General features: G+C 73.9%; 18 protein-coding genes. 17 read left to right on the top strand and 1 reads right to left on the bottom strand.

Going from position 1 to position 13,992, the window contains the following annotated elements; all coding sequences use genetic code 11:
* Positions 1–4 precede the first annotated feature (4 nt).
* From ABT026_RS13015 to hisF, 5 genes are read left to right on the top strand one after another with little or no spacing between them, the layout of a single operon-like run.
* Positions 5–160: a CG2302 family histidine operon protein gene (locus ABT026_RS13015; protein WP_351114302.1), complete on the top strand. Its 156-nt coding sequence runs from the start codon at positions 5–7 to the stop codon at positions 158–160.
* 4 nt (positions 161–164) lie between these two features.
* Entirely contained in the window at positions 165–806 is a 642-nt protein-coding gene (hisH, locus tag ABT026_RS13010; RefSeq protein WP_351114301.1) for an imidazole glycerol phosphate synthase subunit HisH, read from the top strand.
* 2 nt (positions 807–808) lie between these two features.
* Positions 809–1,543, top strand: a complete 735-nt coding sequence (gene priA / locus ABT026_RS13005; protein WP_351114300.1) for a bifunctional 1-(5-phosphoribosyl)-5-((5-phosphoribosylamino)methylideneamino)imidazole-4-carboxamide isomerase/phosphoribosylanthranilate isomerase PriA — start codon at positions 809–811, stop codon at positions 1,541–1,543.
* Positions 1,540–1,938 carry a RidA family protein gene (locus ABT026_RS13000; RefSeq protein WP_351114299.1) on the top strand — a complete coding sequence of 133 codons (399 nt, stop codon included), beginning with the start codon at positions 1,540–1,542 and terminating at the stop codon, positions 1,936–1,938. The genes priA and ABT026_RS13000 overlap by 4 nt, the downstream gene beginning before the upstream one ends.
* A gap of 49 nt (positions 1,939–1,987) precedes the next feature.
* On the top strand, positions 1,988–2,743 hold the full coding sequence (hisF, locus tag ABT026_RS12995) for an imidazole glycerol phosphate synthase subunit HisF (RefSeq protein WP_351114297.1): 756 nt from the start codon (positions 1,988–1,990) through the stop codon (positions 2,741–2,743).
* Between the two features lie 56 nt (positions 2,744–2,799).
* On the opposite strand, the gene ABT026_RS12990 is transcribed toward hisF, so the two are convergent.
* On the bottom strand, positions 2,800–3,432 hold the full coding sequence (locus ABT026_RS12990; protein WP_351114295.1) for a TIGR03085 family metal-binding protein: 633 nt from the start codon (positions 3,430–3,432) through the stop codon (positions 2,800–2,802).
* Between the two features lie 160 nt (positions 3,433–3,592).
* Between ABT026_RS12990 and hisI the strand changes: the two genes are divergently transcribed.
* From hisI to ABT026_RS12935, 12 genes are all read left to right on the top strand, one after another.
* Positions 3,593–3,997, top strand: coding sequence for a phosphoribosyl-AMP cyclohydrolase (gene hisI, locus ABT026_RS12985; protein WP_351114294.1), 405 nt, complete (start codon positions 3,593–3,595; stop codon positions 3,995–3,997).
* 11 nt (positions 3,998–4,008) lie between these two features.
* Entirely contained in the window at positions 4,009–5,502 is a 1,494-nt protein-coding gene (locus ABT026_RS12980; protein WP_351114293.1) for an anthranilate synthase component I, read from the top strand.
* A 78-nt stretch (positions 5,503–5,580) separates the two neighbouring features.
* Entirely contained in the window at positions 5,581–6,234 is a 654-nt protein-coding gene (locus tag ABT026_RS12975; RefSeq protein WP_351114292.1) for a TIGR02234 family membrane protein, read from the top strand.
* Between the two features lie 99 nt (positions 6,235–6,333).
* Complete coding sequence (locus ABT026_RS12970; protein ID WP_351114291.1) at positions 6,334–6,564, top strand: HGxxPAAW family protein; 231 nt, start codon at positions 6,334–6,336, stop codon at positions 6,562–6,564.
* A gap of 437 nt (positions 6,565–7,001) precedes the next feature.
* Positions 7,002–7,394 carry a DUF2752 domain-containing protein gene (locus ABT026_RS12965; protein WP_351114459.1) on the top strand — a complete coding sequence of 131 codons (393 nt, stop codon included), beginning with the start codon at positions 7,002–7,004 and terminating at the stop codon, positions 7,392–7,394.
* A 158-nt stretch (positions 7,395–7,552) separates the two neighbouring features.
* Entirely contained in the window at positions 7,553–8,362 is an 810-nt protein-coding gene (gene trpC, locus ABT026_RS12960) for an indole-3-glycerol phosphate synthase TrpC (protein ID WP_351114290.1), read from the top strand.
* Between the two features lie 10 nt (positions 8,363–8,372).
* Positions 8,373–8,687 carry a tryptophan biosynthesis modulator TrpM gene (gene trpM, locus ABT026_RS32155; RefSeq protein ID WP_502967963.1) on the top strand — a complete coding sequence of 105 codons (315 nt, stop codon included), beginning with the start codon at positions 8,373–8,375 and terminating at the stop codon, positions 8,685–8,687.
* A gap of 13 nt (positions 8,688–8,700) precedes the next feature.
* Complete coding sequence (gene trpB / locus ABT026_RS12955; RefSeq protein ID WP_351114289.1) at positions 8,701–9,987, top strand: tryptophan synthase subunit beta; 1,287 nt, start codon at positions 8,701–8,703, stop codon at positions 9,985–9,987.
* A complete protein-coding gene (trpA, locus tag ABT026_RS12950) occupies positions 9,984–10,805 on the top strand; it encodes a tryptophan synthase subunit alpha (RefSeq protein ID WP_351114288.1) in 822 nt (273 codons plus the stop codon). Before trpB ends, trpA begins: the two co-directional genes overlap by 4 nt.
* A gap of 94 nt (positions 10,806–10,899) precedes the next feature.
* Positions 10,900–11,673, top strand: a complete 774-nt coding sequence (locus ABT026_RS12945) for a DsbA family protein (RefSeq protein WP_351114287.1) — start codon at positions 10,900–10,902, stop codon at positions 11,671–11,673.
* Between the two features lie 84 nt (positions 11,674–11,757).
* Entirely contained in the window at positions 11,758–12,771 is a 1,014-nt protein-coding gene (lgt, locus tag ABT026_RS12940) for a prolipoprotein diacylglyceryl transferase (protein ID WP_351114286.1), read from the top strand.
* Positions 12,772–12,942: 171 nt separating this feature from the next.
* On the top strand, positions 12,943–13,839 hold the full coding sequence (locus ABT026_RS12935) for an SDR family NAD(P)-dependent oxidoreductase (RefSeq protein WP_351114285.1): 897 nt from the start codon (positions 12,943–12,945) through the stop codon (positions 13,837–13,839).
* Positions 13,840–13,992: the final 153 nt, after the last annotated feature.

The following is a 13,992-nucleotide window of genomic DNA, read 5'->3' as shown; positions in this document are numbered from 1 at the left end:
AGCGATGAACGGACTCTCCACCGCGCTGATCCTCCTCGGTCTCTTCCTGCTCGGAGGAGTGATCTCCTTCGCCAAGCAGAAGATGCCGACGAGCCTGATCGCCGTCCTCTCCATCGGCGCCGCCATCAGCATCATCGCCGGCGTCCTGTACTGGAAGTAGGAGCATGAGCAGCCCCAAGAAGATCGTCGTCTTCGACTACGGGTTCGGCAACGTCCGCTCCGCCGAGCGGGCGCTCGCCCGCACCGGCGCCGACGTCGAGATCACCCGCGACTACGACACCGCGATGAACGCCGACGGCCTGCTGGTCCCCGGCGTCGGCGCGTTCGCCGCCTGCATGCAGGGTCTCAAGGAGGCCCGCGGCGACTGGATCGTCGGCCGCCGGCTCGCCGGCGGCCGCCCGGTCATGGGCATCTGCGTCGGCATGCAGATCCTCTTCGCCCGTGGCATCGAGCACGGCGTGGAGGCCGAGGGCCTCGACGAGTGGCCCGGCACCGTCGAGCCGCTCCAGGCCGACATCGTCCCGCACATGGGCTGGAACACCGTCCAGGCCCCCGAGGACACCGAGCTGTTCGCCGGACTCGGCCCGGACGAGCGGTTCTACTTCGTGCACTCCTACGCCGTCCACGACTGGGCGCTGGAGTCGCACAACCCGTCCATCGCCGCGCCCAAGGTCACCTGGTCCACCCACGGCAAGCCGTTCGTCGCCGCCGTGGAGAACGGCGCGCTGTGGGCCACCCAGTTCCACCCCGAGAAGTCCGGCGACGCCGGAGCGCAGCTGCTGACCAACTGGATCGGAACCCTCTAGACATGGCTGACACCGCCAAGCTCGAACTGCTCCCCGCCGTCGACGTGCGCGACGGCCAGGCCGTCCGCCTCGTCCACGGCGAGTCCGGCACCGAGACCTCCTACGGCTCCCCGCTGGAGGCCGCCCTGGCCTGGCAGTCGGCCGGCGCCGAGTGGCTCCACCTGGTCGACCTCGACGCCGCGTTCGGCACCGGAGACAACCGGGCGCTGATCTCCGAGGTGGCCCGAGCCATGGACATCAAGGTGGAGCTCTCCGGCGGCATCCGCGACGACGACTCGCTCGCCGCCGCGCTCGCCACCGGCGCCACCCGCGTCAACATCGGCACCGCCGCGCTGGAGGACCCCGAGTGGGTCGCCAAGATCATCGCGGAGCACGGCGACAAGATCGCCGTCGGCCTCGACGTGCGCGGCACCACGCTGCGCGGCCGCGGCTGGACCCGCGACGGCGGCGACCTCTACGAGACGCTGGCCCGCCTGGACTCCGAGGGCTGCGCCCGCTACGTCGTCACCGACATCGCCAAGGACGGCACCCTGCAGGGCCCCAACCTGCAGCTGCTGAAGGACGTCTGCGCCCGCACCGACCGGCCGGTCGTCGCCTCCGGCGGGGTCTCCTCGCTGGACGACCTCCGTGCCATCGCCGAGCTGGTCCCGCTCGGCGTCGAGGGGTCCATCGTCGGCAAGGCGCTGTACGCCAAGGCGTTCACCCTCGAAGAGGCCCTGGAGGCTGTGTCCCGATGACCGAGGCCGTGCGGCGCGCGCAGAGTCCGGAACCCACCCCCTGGGAGGAGGAGATCGGCTTCGCGCGCGCCGTCGCGGCGGGCGACCGCGTGCTGGTGGGCGGCACCACCGCCTTCCGGGGCGGCGTCCTCGCGGGCGAGGGCGACCCCTACGAGCAGGCGCGGGCCGCCATCGGCAACGCCCTGCGGGCGATCGAGGAGTTCGGGCTGGGCCCCGACTCCGTGATCCGTACGCGGTTGTACCTCACCCACCGCCGCGACGTCGACGCGGTGGGCCGCGCCCACCAGGAGGTCTTCGGCGCGGTACGGCCGGTGACGACGCTGGTGGTCGTCGAGGGGTTCGTCGACCCGCGGATCCTGGTCGAGGTCGAACTCGAGGCGTACCGCGCGGGCTGAGCCCTCTTCTTTTCTTCGTTTTTCTTCGTGTGAGGAGCCGTGAATTCCCATGACCCTGGCGGTCCGAGTCATCCCCTGCCTGGACGTCGACAACGGCCGGGTCGTCAAGGGCGTCAACTTCCAGAACCTGCGCGACGCCGGTGACCCGGTGGAGATGGCGAAGGTGTACGACGCCGAGGGCGCCGACGAGTTGACCTTCCTCGACATCACCGCCTCCTCCGGCGACCGGGAGACCACCTACGACGTGGTGCGGCGCACGGCGGAGCAGGTGTTCATCCCGCTCACCGTGGGCGGCGGCGTGCGCACGGCCGACGACGTGGACAAGCTGCTGCGGGCCGGCGCCGACAAGGTGGGCGTCAACACCGCGGCCATCGCGCGGCCCGAACTGATCCGGGAGATCGCCGAGCGCTTCGGGCGGCAGGTGCTGGTGCTGTCGGTCGACGCGCGGCGCACCGACAGCGGGTCCTTCGAGGTCACCACGCACGGCGGGCGGCGGGGCACCGGCATTGACGCGGTCGAGTGGGCGCACCGGGCGGCGGAGCTGGGAGCGGGGGAGATCCTGCTCAACTCCATGGACGCGGACGGCACGAAGGACGGCTACGACCTGGAGATGATCACCGCGGTGCGCAAGCACGTGACGGTGCCGGTCATCGCCTCCGGCGGGGCGGGGCGGCTGGAGCACTTCGCCCCCGCGGTGGGCGCGGGGGCGGACGCGGTGCTCGCCGCCTCCGTCTTCCACTTCGGCGACCTGCGCATCGGCGAGGTCAAGTCCGCCCTCGCCGAGGCCGGCCACCCCGTCCGCTGACCCCGGCCCCGCGCGTGCCGTTCCCCGCCGGGGGACGGCACGCGCCGGGCGCGGCGTCAGATCCCGAGCGGGGTGGTGTGGGCCTTCGCGATGGCGTCCGGGTCGCCGTCGAGGACGACGTCGGCCACCTTCTGGCGGCCGAAGGCGAAGAGCAGCAGCTCCGACGGCTCCCCGGTGACCGTCACCACCGGCGCCCCCCGGTTCGCGACCGCCGTCCGCCCGTCAGGCCTCCGCAGCACCAGACCCACCGGCGCGCGCCGCCCCAGCAGCCGCGCCATCCGCTCCAGCCGGCTCCACAGCGCGTCCTGGAACACCGGATCCAGCTCCCGCGGCGTCCAGCCCTCCGCCGCCCGCCGCACGTCCTCGGTGTGGACGTAGAACTCCACCGTGTTGGACGCCTCGTCCACCTGCTTCAGGGAGAACGGCGACATCCGCGGCGGCCCGGTGCGGATCAGCTGGATCAGTTCCTCGTACGGCTTCGCGGCGAACTCCGCCCGCACCCGCTCCAGACGGTCGGCCAGCGCCTTGATCAGTATGCCGCCCGCCGCGTCGGCGCGGCGCTCGCGCACCACCACGTGCGCGGCCAGGTCGCGGGCCGTCCACTCCCCGCACAGCGTGGGGGCCTGGGGCCCCGCCGTCTCCAACAGGTCGGCCAGAAGCAGCCGTTCACGCTTGGCAAACGTCGACATGCCCCCACCCTACGGCGGCCGGCCCCCGCCGCACAGGACGCGTCGGCGCGTCCGGCCCGCGTTCCCGCCCGCGTTTTGCCCCGTCCGGCCCGCGTCAGGTCCCTGTCCGGCCCCCGGACGCCGTGCCCGCACCGCCGGCCGGTCGCGGCAGAATGGACCCATGAGCAGCAGCGCCACCCCCGCAGCCCCCACCGGTCTCGACCCCGCCGTCGCCGCCCGGCTCAAGCGCACCCCCGACGGGCTGGTCCCCGCCATCGCCCAGCAGTACGACACCGGAGAGGTGCTGATGCTCGGCTGGATGGACGACGAGGCGCTGCACCGCACGCTCACCACCGGCCGCTGCACCTACTGGTCGCGCAGCCGCCAGGAGTACTGGGTCAAGGGCGACACCTCCGGCCACGTCCAGCACGTCAAGTCCGTCGCCCTCGACTGCGACGGCGACACCCTGCTTATCCGCGTCGACCAGAGGGGCGCCGCCTGTCACACCGGCGACCGCACCTGCTTCGACGCCGACGTGCTGCTCAAGGAGGAAGACACGCAGGCGGGAGCCGCCGCGGATCAGTAGGGTCCACGGCCATGGACCTCGAGACGTTCCGCACCCTCGCCGCCGACCGGCGGGTCATCCCCGTCACCCGCAAGCTGCTCGCCGACGGCGACACCCCGCTCGCGCTCTACCGCAAACTCGCCGCCGAGCGCCCCGGCACCTTCCTGCTGGAGTCCGCCGAGAACGGCCGCTCCTGGTCCCGCTACTCCTTCGTCGGCGTCCGCAGCGCCGCCACCCTCACCGAACGCGGCGGCCAGGCCCACTGGCTCGGCACGCCGCCCGTCGGCGTCCCCGCCGAGGGAGACCCGCTGGCCGCGCTGCGCACCACCGTGGAGACCCTGCACACCCCCCGCCAGGACGGGCTCCCGCCGTTCACCGGCGGCATGGTCGGCTACCTCGGCTACGACATCGTGCGCCGCCTGGAGAAGATCGGCCCCGGCGAACGCGACGACCTGAAGCTGCCCGAGCTGACCATGCTGCTCACCAGCGACCTGGCCGTCCTCGACCACTGGGACGGCACCGTCCTGCTGATCGCCAACGCCATCAACCACAACGACCTCGACACCGGCGTCGACGAGGCCCACGCCGACGCCGTCGCCCGCCTCGACGCCATGGAGGCCGACCTCGCCCGCCCGCTGGCCCAGCCGCCGGTCGCGCTGCCCGACGCGGCGCTGCCCGAGTACACCGCGCTGTGGGGCGGCGTCGAGTACCAGAAGGCCGTCGAGGACATCAAGGAACGCATCCGGGCCGGCGACGCCTTCCAGGTCGTCCCCTCCCAGCGCTTCGAGACCTCCTGCACGGCGAGCGCCCTGGACGTCTACCGGGTGCTGCGCGCCACCAACCCGTCGCCCTACATGTACCTCTTCCGGTTCGAGGGCTTCGACGTCGTCGGCTCCAGCCCGGAGGCGCTCGTCAAGGTCGAGGACGGCCGCGCCGTGGTGCACCCCATCGCCGGCACCCGCCACCGCGGCGCCACCCCGCAGGAGGACCAGGCGCTCGCCGACGAGCTGATGGCCGACCCCAAGGAGCGCGCCGAGCACCTGATGCTGGTCGACCTCGGGCGCAACGACCTCGGCCGGGTCTGCGAGCCCGGCTCCGTGGAGGTCGTCGACTTCATGTCGATCGAGCGGTACTCGCACGTGATGCACATCGTCTCCACCGTCACCGGCCGCGTCGCACCGGGCCGCACCGCCTTCGACGTGCTCACCGCCTGCTTCCCGGCCGGCACCCTGTCCGGCGCGCCCAAGCCCAGCGCCCTGAGGATCATCGACGAGCTGGAGCCCTCACGCCGCGGCCTGTACGGCGGCGCGGTGGGCTACCTGGACTTCGCCGGGGACTCCGACACCGCCATCGCCATCCGCACCGCGCTGCTGCGCGACGGCACCGCCTACGTGCAGGCCGGCGCGGGAGTCGTCGCCGACTCCGACCCGGTGGCCGAGGACACCGAGTGCCGCAACAAGGCCGCCGCGGTGCTGCGCGCCGTCCACAGCGCCAACCGACTGGGGGCCGGCCGGACCGGCGCGTGAGGTGATGTCGCTAACACCTGGCCCCCGGGCGGCCCACGGGGGGCATACGGGCGGGCCCGGCGGGGCCATAGTGGAGGGGTGACCTCCAGTGCTGACTCCCGCCCCGAAACCGCCGCGTCCGCCCGCCCGGGCCGCCGCAGTCTCGCCGTCGCCCTGCTCAGCGGGGCCGTCGGCGCGGCCGTGGCGCTGCTCGCCAGCCGGCAGCCATGGGCCGAGGGCGCCGCGGAGGTGGCCGGCGGCGACTTCCCGCTGACCGCCACCGGCAGCGACGTCACCGGCGCGCCCGCCGCTCTCGCGATAGTGGGGCTGGCCGCGATGGTCGCCGTCTTCGCCGTCCGCCGCGCCGGCCGAGTCCTGGTCGCCGCGCTGCTCGCCCTGTGCGGCGCGGGCACCGTCGCGGCGGCCCTGCTCGGCGCCTCCGGCCGGTCCGCGCTCGAGGACAAGGCCGCCCAGGTCTCCGGCGACGCCACCGCCGCCGTCACCGGGCTGACCCACACCTCCTGGCCGTACGTCGCCGCGGCCGGCGGCCTGCTCATCCTGATCGCCGGGCTGCTCGCGCTGTGGCGCGGCAGCAGCTGGCCGGGCATGTCGTCCCGCTACGAGCGCGGCGCCGGCGTCCCGCGCCCCCGGCGCGCGGCCGGTGCGGCGGCGTCCCAGGCGCCCGCCGACCCCGAGCGTCCGGAGGACCTCTGGAAGGCCCTCGACCGCGGCGAGGACCCCACCGGGGCCTGAACGCGCCCACCCCGGGACGCGCCCCGCGGTACGGGTGGGGAAGAATGTGACGTGAGCGTCCCGCTCACCACACGTACACGCGTCAACGAGGAGCAAGTCATGGCGGGCAGCAACCACGGTCACACCCCGGCCGCCTGGACCGGCGTCATCATCGCCTTCGTCGGGTTCTGCGTAGCATCCGTCTTCATCGTGATGGCGCAGCCGGTCGGTTTCTGGGTCGGCATCGGTCTCACGCTGCTCGGCGCGGTCGTCGGCGGCCTGATGCGCCGCGCCGGCCTCGGCCAGGCGGAGCACGTGCACCCGGTGCACCAGGTCGCCGAGAACGCCTGAGCCACGCCGGGCGCGGCAGCGCCCCGTCGACCTCGCGACACCGCCGATCAGGGGCGGTCCGGACCTCCGGACCGCCCCTGACGCGTTCCCGCGCCGCGCGGCGCGCCGGTGCGGGGCACAATGCCGGGGTGACCACCGGCACCCCGCGCCCCCTCGCCCAGCAGCCGTCCGGCGACGCGCCGCCCGCCCCGGGGGCGGGCCCCGCCGCGGAGCCGCCCGCCGCGCCGTCGGCCGCCACGGAGTCGCCCGTCGCGCCGCCGCCGGCCGCCGCCGGACCCGGCGACACGCCCACGCGCAAGGCCGCGGACGCGACGCCCGCCCCCGCCGCGCACCCCGTGCACCCCGCGCCCGCCGGGCACCTCGCGCCCGCCGAGGCCGCGGCGGGGGGAGCCTCCGAGACGGGAGCTGTCCGGCGGCCCGCCACACCCGCCGGGCCCCTGTGGCGGCGGCTGGCCCCTCCCGTCGCCGTGCTCGGCGCGGTCGTCGGGGCCTTCGCATACGTGCGGGCCGTGGACCCGAACCGGCCCGGGCACTATCCGGCCTGTCCGCTGCTCGCCCTCACCGGCGTGTACTGCCCCGGCTGCGGCGGCCTGCGCAGCGCCCACGCCTTCGCCCACGGTGACCTGGTCGCGGCGCTGCACGCCAACGCCCCGGCCGTCGTCGGCTACCTGCTGTTCGCGGTGGCCTGGAGCGTGTGGGCGGTGCGCACCGCCCGGGGCCTGCCGACGCGGGTCACGGTGCGGCCGGCACACCTGTGGGCCCTCGGGACCGTGCTCGCCGTGTTCACCCTCGTGCGCAATCTGCCGTTCGGGGGATGGCTGCACCCATGAGGGTGGGTCCGCACACCTGATGCCCCTGGGCCGGAAACGTCCAGGTAGTGGGACCGGCCGCCGCCTGATGCGGGACGCGGGGCGCCTGGCGGATACCATCGCAAGTGACCATCGGTATCGAACGGAACCGACCACCGTCACGGAAGGGGGCCGCTCGCGTGAGTGTGCTCGACGAGATCATCGAGGGCGTGCGGGCCGACCTCGCGGAGCGGCAGGCGCGCGTCGGCCTCGACGAGCTCAAGGAGCGCGCGGCCAAGGCCCCCACCGCCAAGGACGGCGCCGCCGCCCTGCGCGGCGACGGCGTCAAGGTCATCTGCGAGGTCAAGCGGTCCAGCCCCTCCAAGGGCGCGCTGGCCGCCATCGCGGACCCGGCCGCTCTCGCCGCCGACTACGAGGCGGGCGGCGCCGCGGTCATCTCGGTGCTGACCGAGAAGCACCGCTTCGGCGGATCGCTGGCCGACCTCGAGGCGGTCCGGGCCCGGGTGGACATCCCCGTGCTCCGCAAGGACTTCATCGTCTCCTCCTACCAGCTCTGGGAGGCGCGCGCCTACGGCGCAGACCTGGCGCTGCTGATCGTCGCCGCCCTGGAGCAGGACGCCCTGGAGTCGCTGATCGAGCGGGCCGAGTCCATCGGGCTCACCGCGCTGGTCGAGGCGCACGACGAGGACGAGGTCGAGCGCGCGCTGGACGCCGGCGCCAAGGTCGTCGGCGTCAACGCCCGCAACCTCAAGACCCTCGAGGTGGACCGCTCCACCATCGAGCGGGTGCTGCCGGAGATCCCGCCGCACATCGTGAAGGTCGCCGAGTCCGGCGTCCGCGGGCCGCACGACCTGATCGCCTACGCCAACGCCGGCGCGGACGCCGTGCTGGTCGGCGAGTCGCTGGTGATCGGCAAGGACCCCAGAACCGCGGTCGCGGACCTGGTGGCGGCGGGCGAGCACCCGGCCATCCGGCACGGGCGCGCCTGAGGGAGCCCGCATGACCACCGCCGTGCAGCCGTCGACCGAGGACCGTGTGTCCGAGGGCGCGTGCCGTCAGGCCCGCGCCCCGGAGCCGGGCCCGGCCGCGTGCTGCACAGCGTCGTGCTCCTGCTGCCCGGCCAGTCCGGGCGAGGGGCGCTTCGCGCGGCTGGCCCGCGGCTGCAAGCCGCGCGGCTGCAGGGCGCCGGCCCGGCGCGTCCACGGCCGGCGGGTCCGGTACGTCATCGGCGACGAACCCGGACAGGTGAACGGGATGCGATGGCGCGGGGGAAGACCCCGACGTCCGTCCGGCATCATCCGTGATCACCTGTGAGGTAATCCTTCGTATGTCCAGTCAGTTCTTCGTGCCCGATCCCGAGGGCACCGTTCCCACCGCCGCCGGCTACTTCGGCGACTTCGGCGGCAAGTTCATCCCGGAGGCGCTGGTCGCCGCCGTCGACGAGGTCGCCGTCGAGTACGACAAGGCCAAGGCCGACCCCGAGTTCGCCCGCGAACTCGACGACCTGCTGGCCCACTACACCGGCCGTCCCAGCGCGCTGACCGAGGTGCCCCGCTTCGCCGAACACGCGGGCGGCGCGCGGATCTTCCTCAAGCGCGAGGACCTCAACCACACCGGCTCGCACAAGATCAACAACGTCCTCGGCCAGGCCCTGCTGACCCGGCGCATGGGCAAGACCCGGGTCATCGCCGAGACCGGCGCCGGGCAGCACGGCGTCGCCACCGCGACCGCCTGCGCCCTGTTCGGTCTCGAGTGCACCGTCTACATGGGCGAGATCGACACGCAGCGCCAGGCGCTGAACGTCGCCCGGATGCGGATGCTGGGCGCCGAGGTGGTCGCCGTGAAGTCCGGCAGCCGCACCCTCAAGGACGCCATCAACGAGGCGTTCCGCGACTGGGTCGCCAACGTCGACCACACGCACTACCTGTTCGGCACGGTCGCGGGTCCGCACCCGTTCCCGGCGATGGTCCGCGACTTCCACCGCGTCATCGGCGTGGAGGCCAGGCGGCAGCTGCTGGAGAGCGCCGGGCGCCTGCCCGACGCCGCCGTCGCCTGCGTCGGCGGCGGCTCCAACGCCATCGGCCTCTTCCACGCCTTCATCCCCGACGAGGGCGTCCGCCTGGTCGGCTGCGAGCCGGCCGGCCACGGCCTGGAGACCGGCGAGCACGCCGCCACCCTCACCGCCGGCGAGCCCGGGGTGCTGCACGGCTCCCGCTCCTACGTCCTCCAGGACGAGGAGGGGCAGATCACCGAGCCGTACTCCATCTCCGCCGGCCTGGACTACCCGGGCATCGGCCCCGAGCACGCCTACCTCAAGGACAGCGGCCGCGGCGAGTACCGGGCGGTCACCGACGACGCCGCCATGCAGGCGCTGCGCCTGCTGTCGCGCACCGAGGGCATCATCCCGGCGATCGAGTCGGCGCACGCCCTGGCCGGAGCACTCGAGGTCGGCCGCGAGCTGGGCCCCGACGGCCTGATCGTGGTCAACCTGTCCGGCCGCGGCGACAAGGACATGGACACCGCCGCCCGCTACTTCGGGCTGTACGACACCGACGCGGAGGTCGCCGCGGACGAGGCCGGCAACGGCGCGGAGATCGAGGGGGACGCCAAGTGACCGGCAACCGACAGCTGCTGAGCGACACCCTCGCCGCCGCGAGGTCCGAGGGCCGCTCCGCGCTCATCGCCTACCTCCCGGCCGGCTTCCCGACCGTGGACGGCGGCATCGACGCGATCAAGGCCGTCTTCGAGGGCGGCGCCGACGTCGTCGAGGTGGGCCTGCCGCACAGCGACCCGGTCCTCGACGGCCCGGTCATCCAGACCGCCGACGACATCGCGCTGCGCGGCGGCGTGAAGATCGCCGACGTGATGCGCACCGTCCGCGAGGCGCACCAGGCCACCGGGAAGCCGGTGCTGGTGATGACCTACTGGAACCCGATCGACCGCTACGGCGTCGAGCGGTTCACCGCCGAGCTCGCCGAGGCCGGCGGCGCGGGCTGCATCCTGCCCGACCTGCCGGTGCAGGAGTCCGCGCTGTGGCGCGAGCACGCGGAGAAGCACGACCTGGCCACCGTCTTCGTCGTCGCCCCGTCCAGCAAGGACGCGCGGCTCGCGGAGATCACCGCGGCCGGCAGCGGCTTCGTCTACGCGGCCTCGCTGATGGGCGTCACCGGCACCCGCGCGTCGGTCGGCGCGCAGGCGCAGGACCTGGTGGGGCGCACCCGTGCCACCAGGGCCGACCTGCCGGTCTGTGTGGGCCTCGGCGTCTCCAACCGCGCCCAGGCCGCCGAGGTGGCCGGCTTCGCCGACGGCGTGATCGTCGGCTCGGCGTTCGTGCAGCGGATGCTCGACACCGCCGACGACGCCGAGGCCCGGCTGAAGGCCGTGCGGGAACTCGCCGCCGACCTGGCGGAGGGCGTGCGCGGGCGGGCGTAGCCCCCGCTGTCAGCGGCGGCGACGCCGCTCACTCGAACGGGTGGACATAGGACCGGGGAGGCGCGCAGCGCCTCCCCGGTTCGTTCTGCCCCATGTGAGTGAGAAGAACCGAGACGGAAAGCGCAATGCGCGCCAGCGCCTGGTGATGGAGCGCGAGAAGCAGAAGGCCGCGGACAAGCGCCGCCGCGCCATGATCGTCGGTGCGGCCGTGGTCTGCGTCCTCGGTCTCGCGGCGGTCGTCGGCGTGGTCGCCGCCAACTCCGGGGGCGACACCAGCGACGCCGAGGGCCCCGCGGTCGCGCCCTCCGGGGCGGGCGGCAAGGAGAAGCTGGCCATCCCGGTCGGCCGCCCCGACGCCCCGTCGACGATGGTCGTGTACGAGGACTTCCGCTGCCCGGCCTGCAAGGCCTTCGAGACGGCCTACCGGTCCACGGTGCACGAGCTGACCGAGGCGGGCTCCCTGAAGGCCGAGTACCACCTGGTCACCCTGATCGACGGCAACCTCGGCGGCAGCGGCTCGCTGCGCGCCGCCAACGCGGCCGCCTGCTCCCAGGACGCCGGGAAGTTCGCCGAGTACCACGACGTGCTCTTCGACGCCCAGCCCGAGGAGACGGACGACGCGCTGGCCGACAACAAGAAGTTGATCGAGCTGGCCGACAAGGTCCCCGATCTCGACACGGCCGCCTTCCGGTCCTGTGTGAACGAGGGCACCCACGACAGCTGGGTCCGCGAGTCGGACAAGGCCTTCCGTGAGGGCGGCTTCAGCGGCACGCCGACGGTCCTGCTCAACGGCAAGAACATCTACGAGGACCGCTCGATGACGCCGGCCAAGTTCAAGCAGCTGGTGGAGGCGAAGGCCGCGCAGTGACCCGTCCCGGGTCCGGCCCGTTATGGAGCCGTAGCCGGGCCGCCCGCCCTCCCGGCGGCCCGGCACGGTAGCGTCGTCCCTGCCATGGAACTTGCCTACATTCCCAGCCCGTCGCGCGGGGTGCTGTACCTCGGTCCCGTCCCGCTGCGCGGCTACGCGTTCTGCATCATCATCGGCGTCTTCGTCGCCATCTGGCTCGGCAACCGGCGCTGGGTCGCCCGTGGCGGACGGCCGGGCACGGTCGCCGACGTCGCGGTGTGGGCCGTGCCGTTCGGCCTGGTCGGCGGCCGTCTCTACCACGTGATCACGGACTACCAGCTGTACTTCGGCGAGGGTCGTGACTGGGTGGACGCCTTCAAGGTGTGGGAGGGCGGCCTCGGCATCTGGGGCGCGATCGCGTTCGGCGCGGTCGGCGCCTGGATCGGCGCGCGGCAGCGCGGCATCCCGCTGCCGGCGTACGCCGACGCGGTGGCGCCGGGCATCGCCCTCGCCCAGGCCATCGGCCGCTGGGGCAACTGGTTCAACCAGGAGCTGTACGGGCGGGAGACGGACCTCCCGTGGGCGGTCCACATCACCTCCTCGCTCGACGGCCGGGTTCCGGGCTACTACCACCCGACCTTCCTGTACGAGTCGCTGTGGTGCATCGGCGTCGCGCTGCTGGTCATCTGGGCGGACCGCCGCTTCACGCTCGGTCACGGGCGCGCGTTCGCGCTGTACGTCGCCGCGTACTGCGTGGGCCGGTTCTGGATCGAGTACATGCGGGTCGACGAGGCGCACCACGTCCTCGGCCTGCGCCTGAACAACTGGACCGCGCTGGCGGTCTTCCTGCTGGCGGTCCTGTACCTGGTCCTCTCCGCGCGGAAGCGGCCGGGCCGCGAGGCGGTCGTGGAGCCCGGGGCGACGGACGGCACCGGCGCGGACGGGAAGGCGAAGGACGGAGCCGACTCCGACGCCGCTTCCCCGGCCGGTACCGACGAGGCCGACGAGGACAGCTCCGCCACGGCGGAGGACGAGGCCGAGACCGCCGACGCGGCCGCCGGCGGCGCCACCGAGGCGTCCAAGGCCGCCGCGGACCCGACCGAGGCCAAGGGCAAGTAACCACCCCGCCCCGAACGACACCGACGCCGCGCCCCCGCTTCCCGGGGGCGCGGCGTCGTCGTTTCCTGTCCGCTCCCGGCCGCCCCCACTGAAACGGATGAGTCATCCGATCGTGCTAGTCTCCGATCAAGCGGATGAAGCATCCGTTTTTCCGGGTGGTGGAGGGGACACATGTCGAAGACAGCTGTGGTCACGGCCGGCACGGGAGGCATCGGTCTGGAGACCGCGCTGGGACTGGCCCGGGCGGGATTCGCGGTCACCGTGGTCGGGCGGGACGCCGGGCGCGGGGCCGGGGCGGTCGAACGGATCAACGCGACGGATCCGGCGCGTCCGGCCCGGTTCCTGGCCGCCGACCTCGCCTCGCTCGACCAGGTCCGCGAACTGGCCGGCACCCTCGCCGCCGGTCACGCGACGTCGGGGGAACCGCTCACGGTACTGGTCAACAACGTCGGTGCGATGTTCGCCGAGCGGCGGCAGGTGGACGGCCTGGAGGCGTCGTTCGTCGTCAATCACCTCTCGCCGTACCTGCTCACCGAACTGCTGCTGCCCACGCTCACCGCCGGAGCCCCGAGCCGGATCGTGAACGTGACCTCCGGTGCGGTCGGTGTCGCCAGGCGCGTGTTCGACGCCGTCGAGCCGCCGGGCGGCTACTACGGCTTCCACCGGTACGGGCGCGCCAAGCTCGCGAACCTCGCCTACACGCTCGACCTGGCGAAGCGGCTGGACGGCACAGGCGTCTCGGTCTTCGCCGCCGATCCCGGAGGGGCGGCGACCGCCATGACCGACGGCACGCTGGTCCCGAAGGTCGTCTCCCCGCCGCTGCGGCTGCTGTGGCCGCTGGTGCGCCGCCGGTTCCGGCGCTCCACGGCCGGTACGGCGTCCGCCGCGGCCAGGTCCTCGGTCACCGCAGCCACCGACCCCACGCTGACCGGCCGCACCGGTCTCGTCATCGGCCCCCAGGCGCACCCCGTCGCACCGTTCCGTGCGGCGACCGACCCCCGCATCGCCGAGGCCGTGCGCCGGCTCAGCGAGACCCACACGGCCGCGGTGGCCGGACCGGTGGCGTGAGGTCCCGCAGTGCCCCGGGCCGCAGTGCCCCGGGCCGCAGGGCCCCGGCCCGCGGTGGGCGGCCCCGCGGTGGGGGGGGGCCGCCGGCCCCCCCCCCCCCCCCCCCCCCCCCCCCCCGCCCCCCCCGCCGCAATGGCCCCGCCCCCCCGCCCC

The organism is Streptomyces sp. NPDC002734 (assembly GCF_040295685.1).
Lineage (GTDB): Bacteria > Actinomycetota > Actinomycetes > Streptomycetales > Streptomycetaceae > Streptomyces.
Note: the sequence above shows the minus strand (reverse complement) of the source record. Positions and strands in the feature narration are given on the sequence as shown.

Bases quoted from the DNA above. Each gene is read 5' to 3' on its own strand.
- ABT026_RS13015 (WP_351114302.1), top strand. From the start codon at position 5: ATGAACGGACTCTCCACCGCGCTGATCCTCCTCGGTCTCTTCCTGCTC.
- hisH (WP_351114301.1), top strand. From the start codon at position 165: ATGAGCAGCCCCAAGAAGATCGTCGTCTTCGACTACGGGTTCGGCAAC.
- priA (WP_351114300.1), top strand. From the start codon at position 809: ATGGCTGACACCGCCAAGCTCGAACTGCTCCCCGCCGTCGACGTGCGC.
- ABT026_RS13000 (WP_351114299.1), top strand. From the start codon at position 1,540: ATGACCGAGGCCGTGCGGCGCGCGCAGAGTCCGGAACCCACCCCCTGG.
- hisF (WP_351114297.1), top strand. From the start codon at position 1,988: ATGACCCTGGCGGTCCGAGTCATCCCCTGCCTGGACGTCGACAACGGC.
- ABT026_RS12990 (WP_351114295.1), bottom strand. From the start codon at position 3,432: ATGTCGACGTTTGCCAAGCGTGAACGGCTGCTTCTGGCCGACCTGTTG.
- hisI (WP_351114294.1), top strand. From the start codon at position 3,593: ATGAGCAGCAGCGCCACCCCCGCAGCCCCCACCGGTCTCGACCCCGCC.
- ABT026_RS12980 (WP_351114293.1), top strand. From the start codon at position 4,009: ATGGACCTCGAGACGTTCCGCACCCTCGCCGCCGACCGGCGGGTCATC.
- ABT026_RS12970 (WP_351114291.1), top strand. From the start codon at position 6,334: ATGGCGGGCAGCAACCACGGTCACACCCCGGCCGCCTGGACCGGCGTC.
- trpM (WP_502967963.1), top strand. From the start codon at position 8,373: ATGACCACCGCCGTGCAGCCGTCGACCGAGGACCGTGTGTCCGAGGGC.
- trpB (WP_351114289.1), top strand. From the start codon at position 8,701: ATGTCCAGTCAGTTCTTCGTGCCCGATCCCGAGGGCACCGTTCCCACC.
- lgt (WP_351114286.1), top strand. From the start codon at position 11,758: ATGGAACTTGCCTACATTCCCAGCCCGTCGCGCGGGGTGCTGTACCTC.
- ABT026_RS12935 (WP_351114285.1), top strand. From the start codon at position 12,943: ATGTCGAAGACAGCTGTGGTCACGGCCGGCACGGGAGGCATCGGTCTG.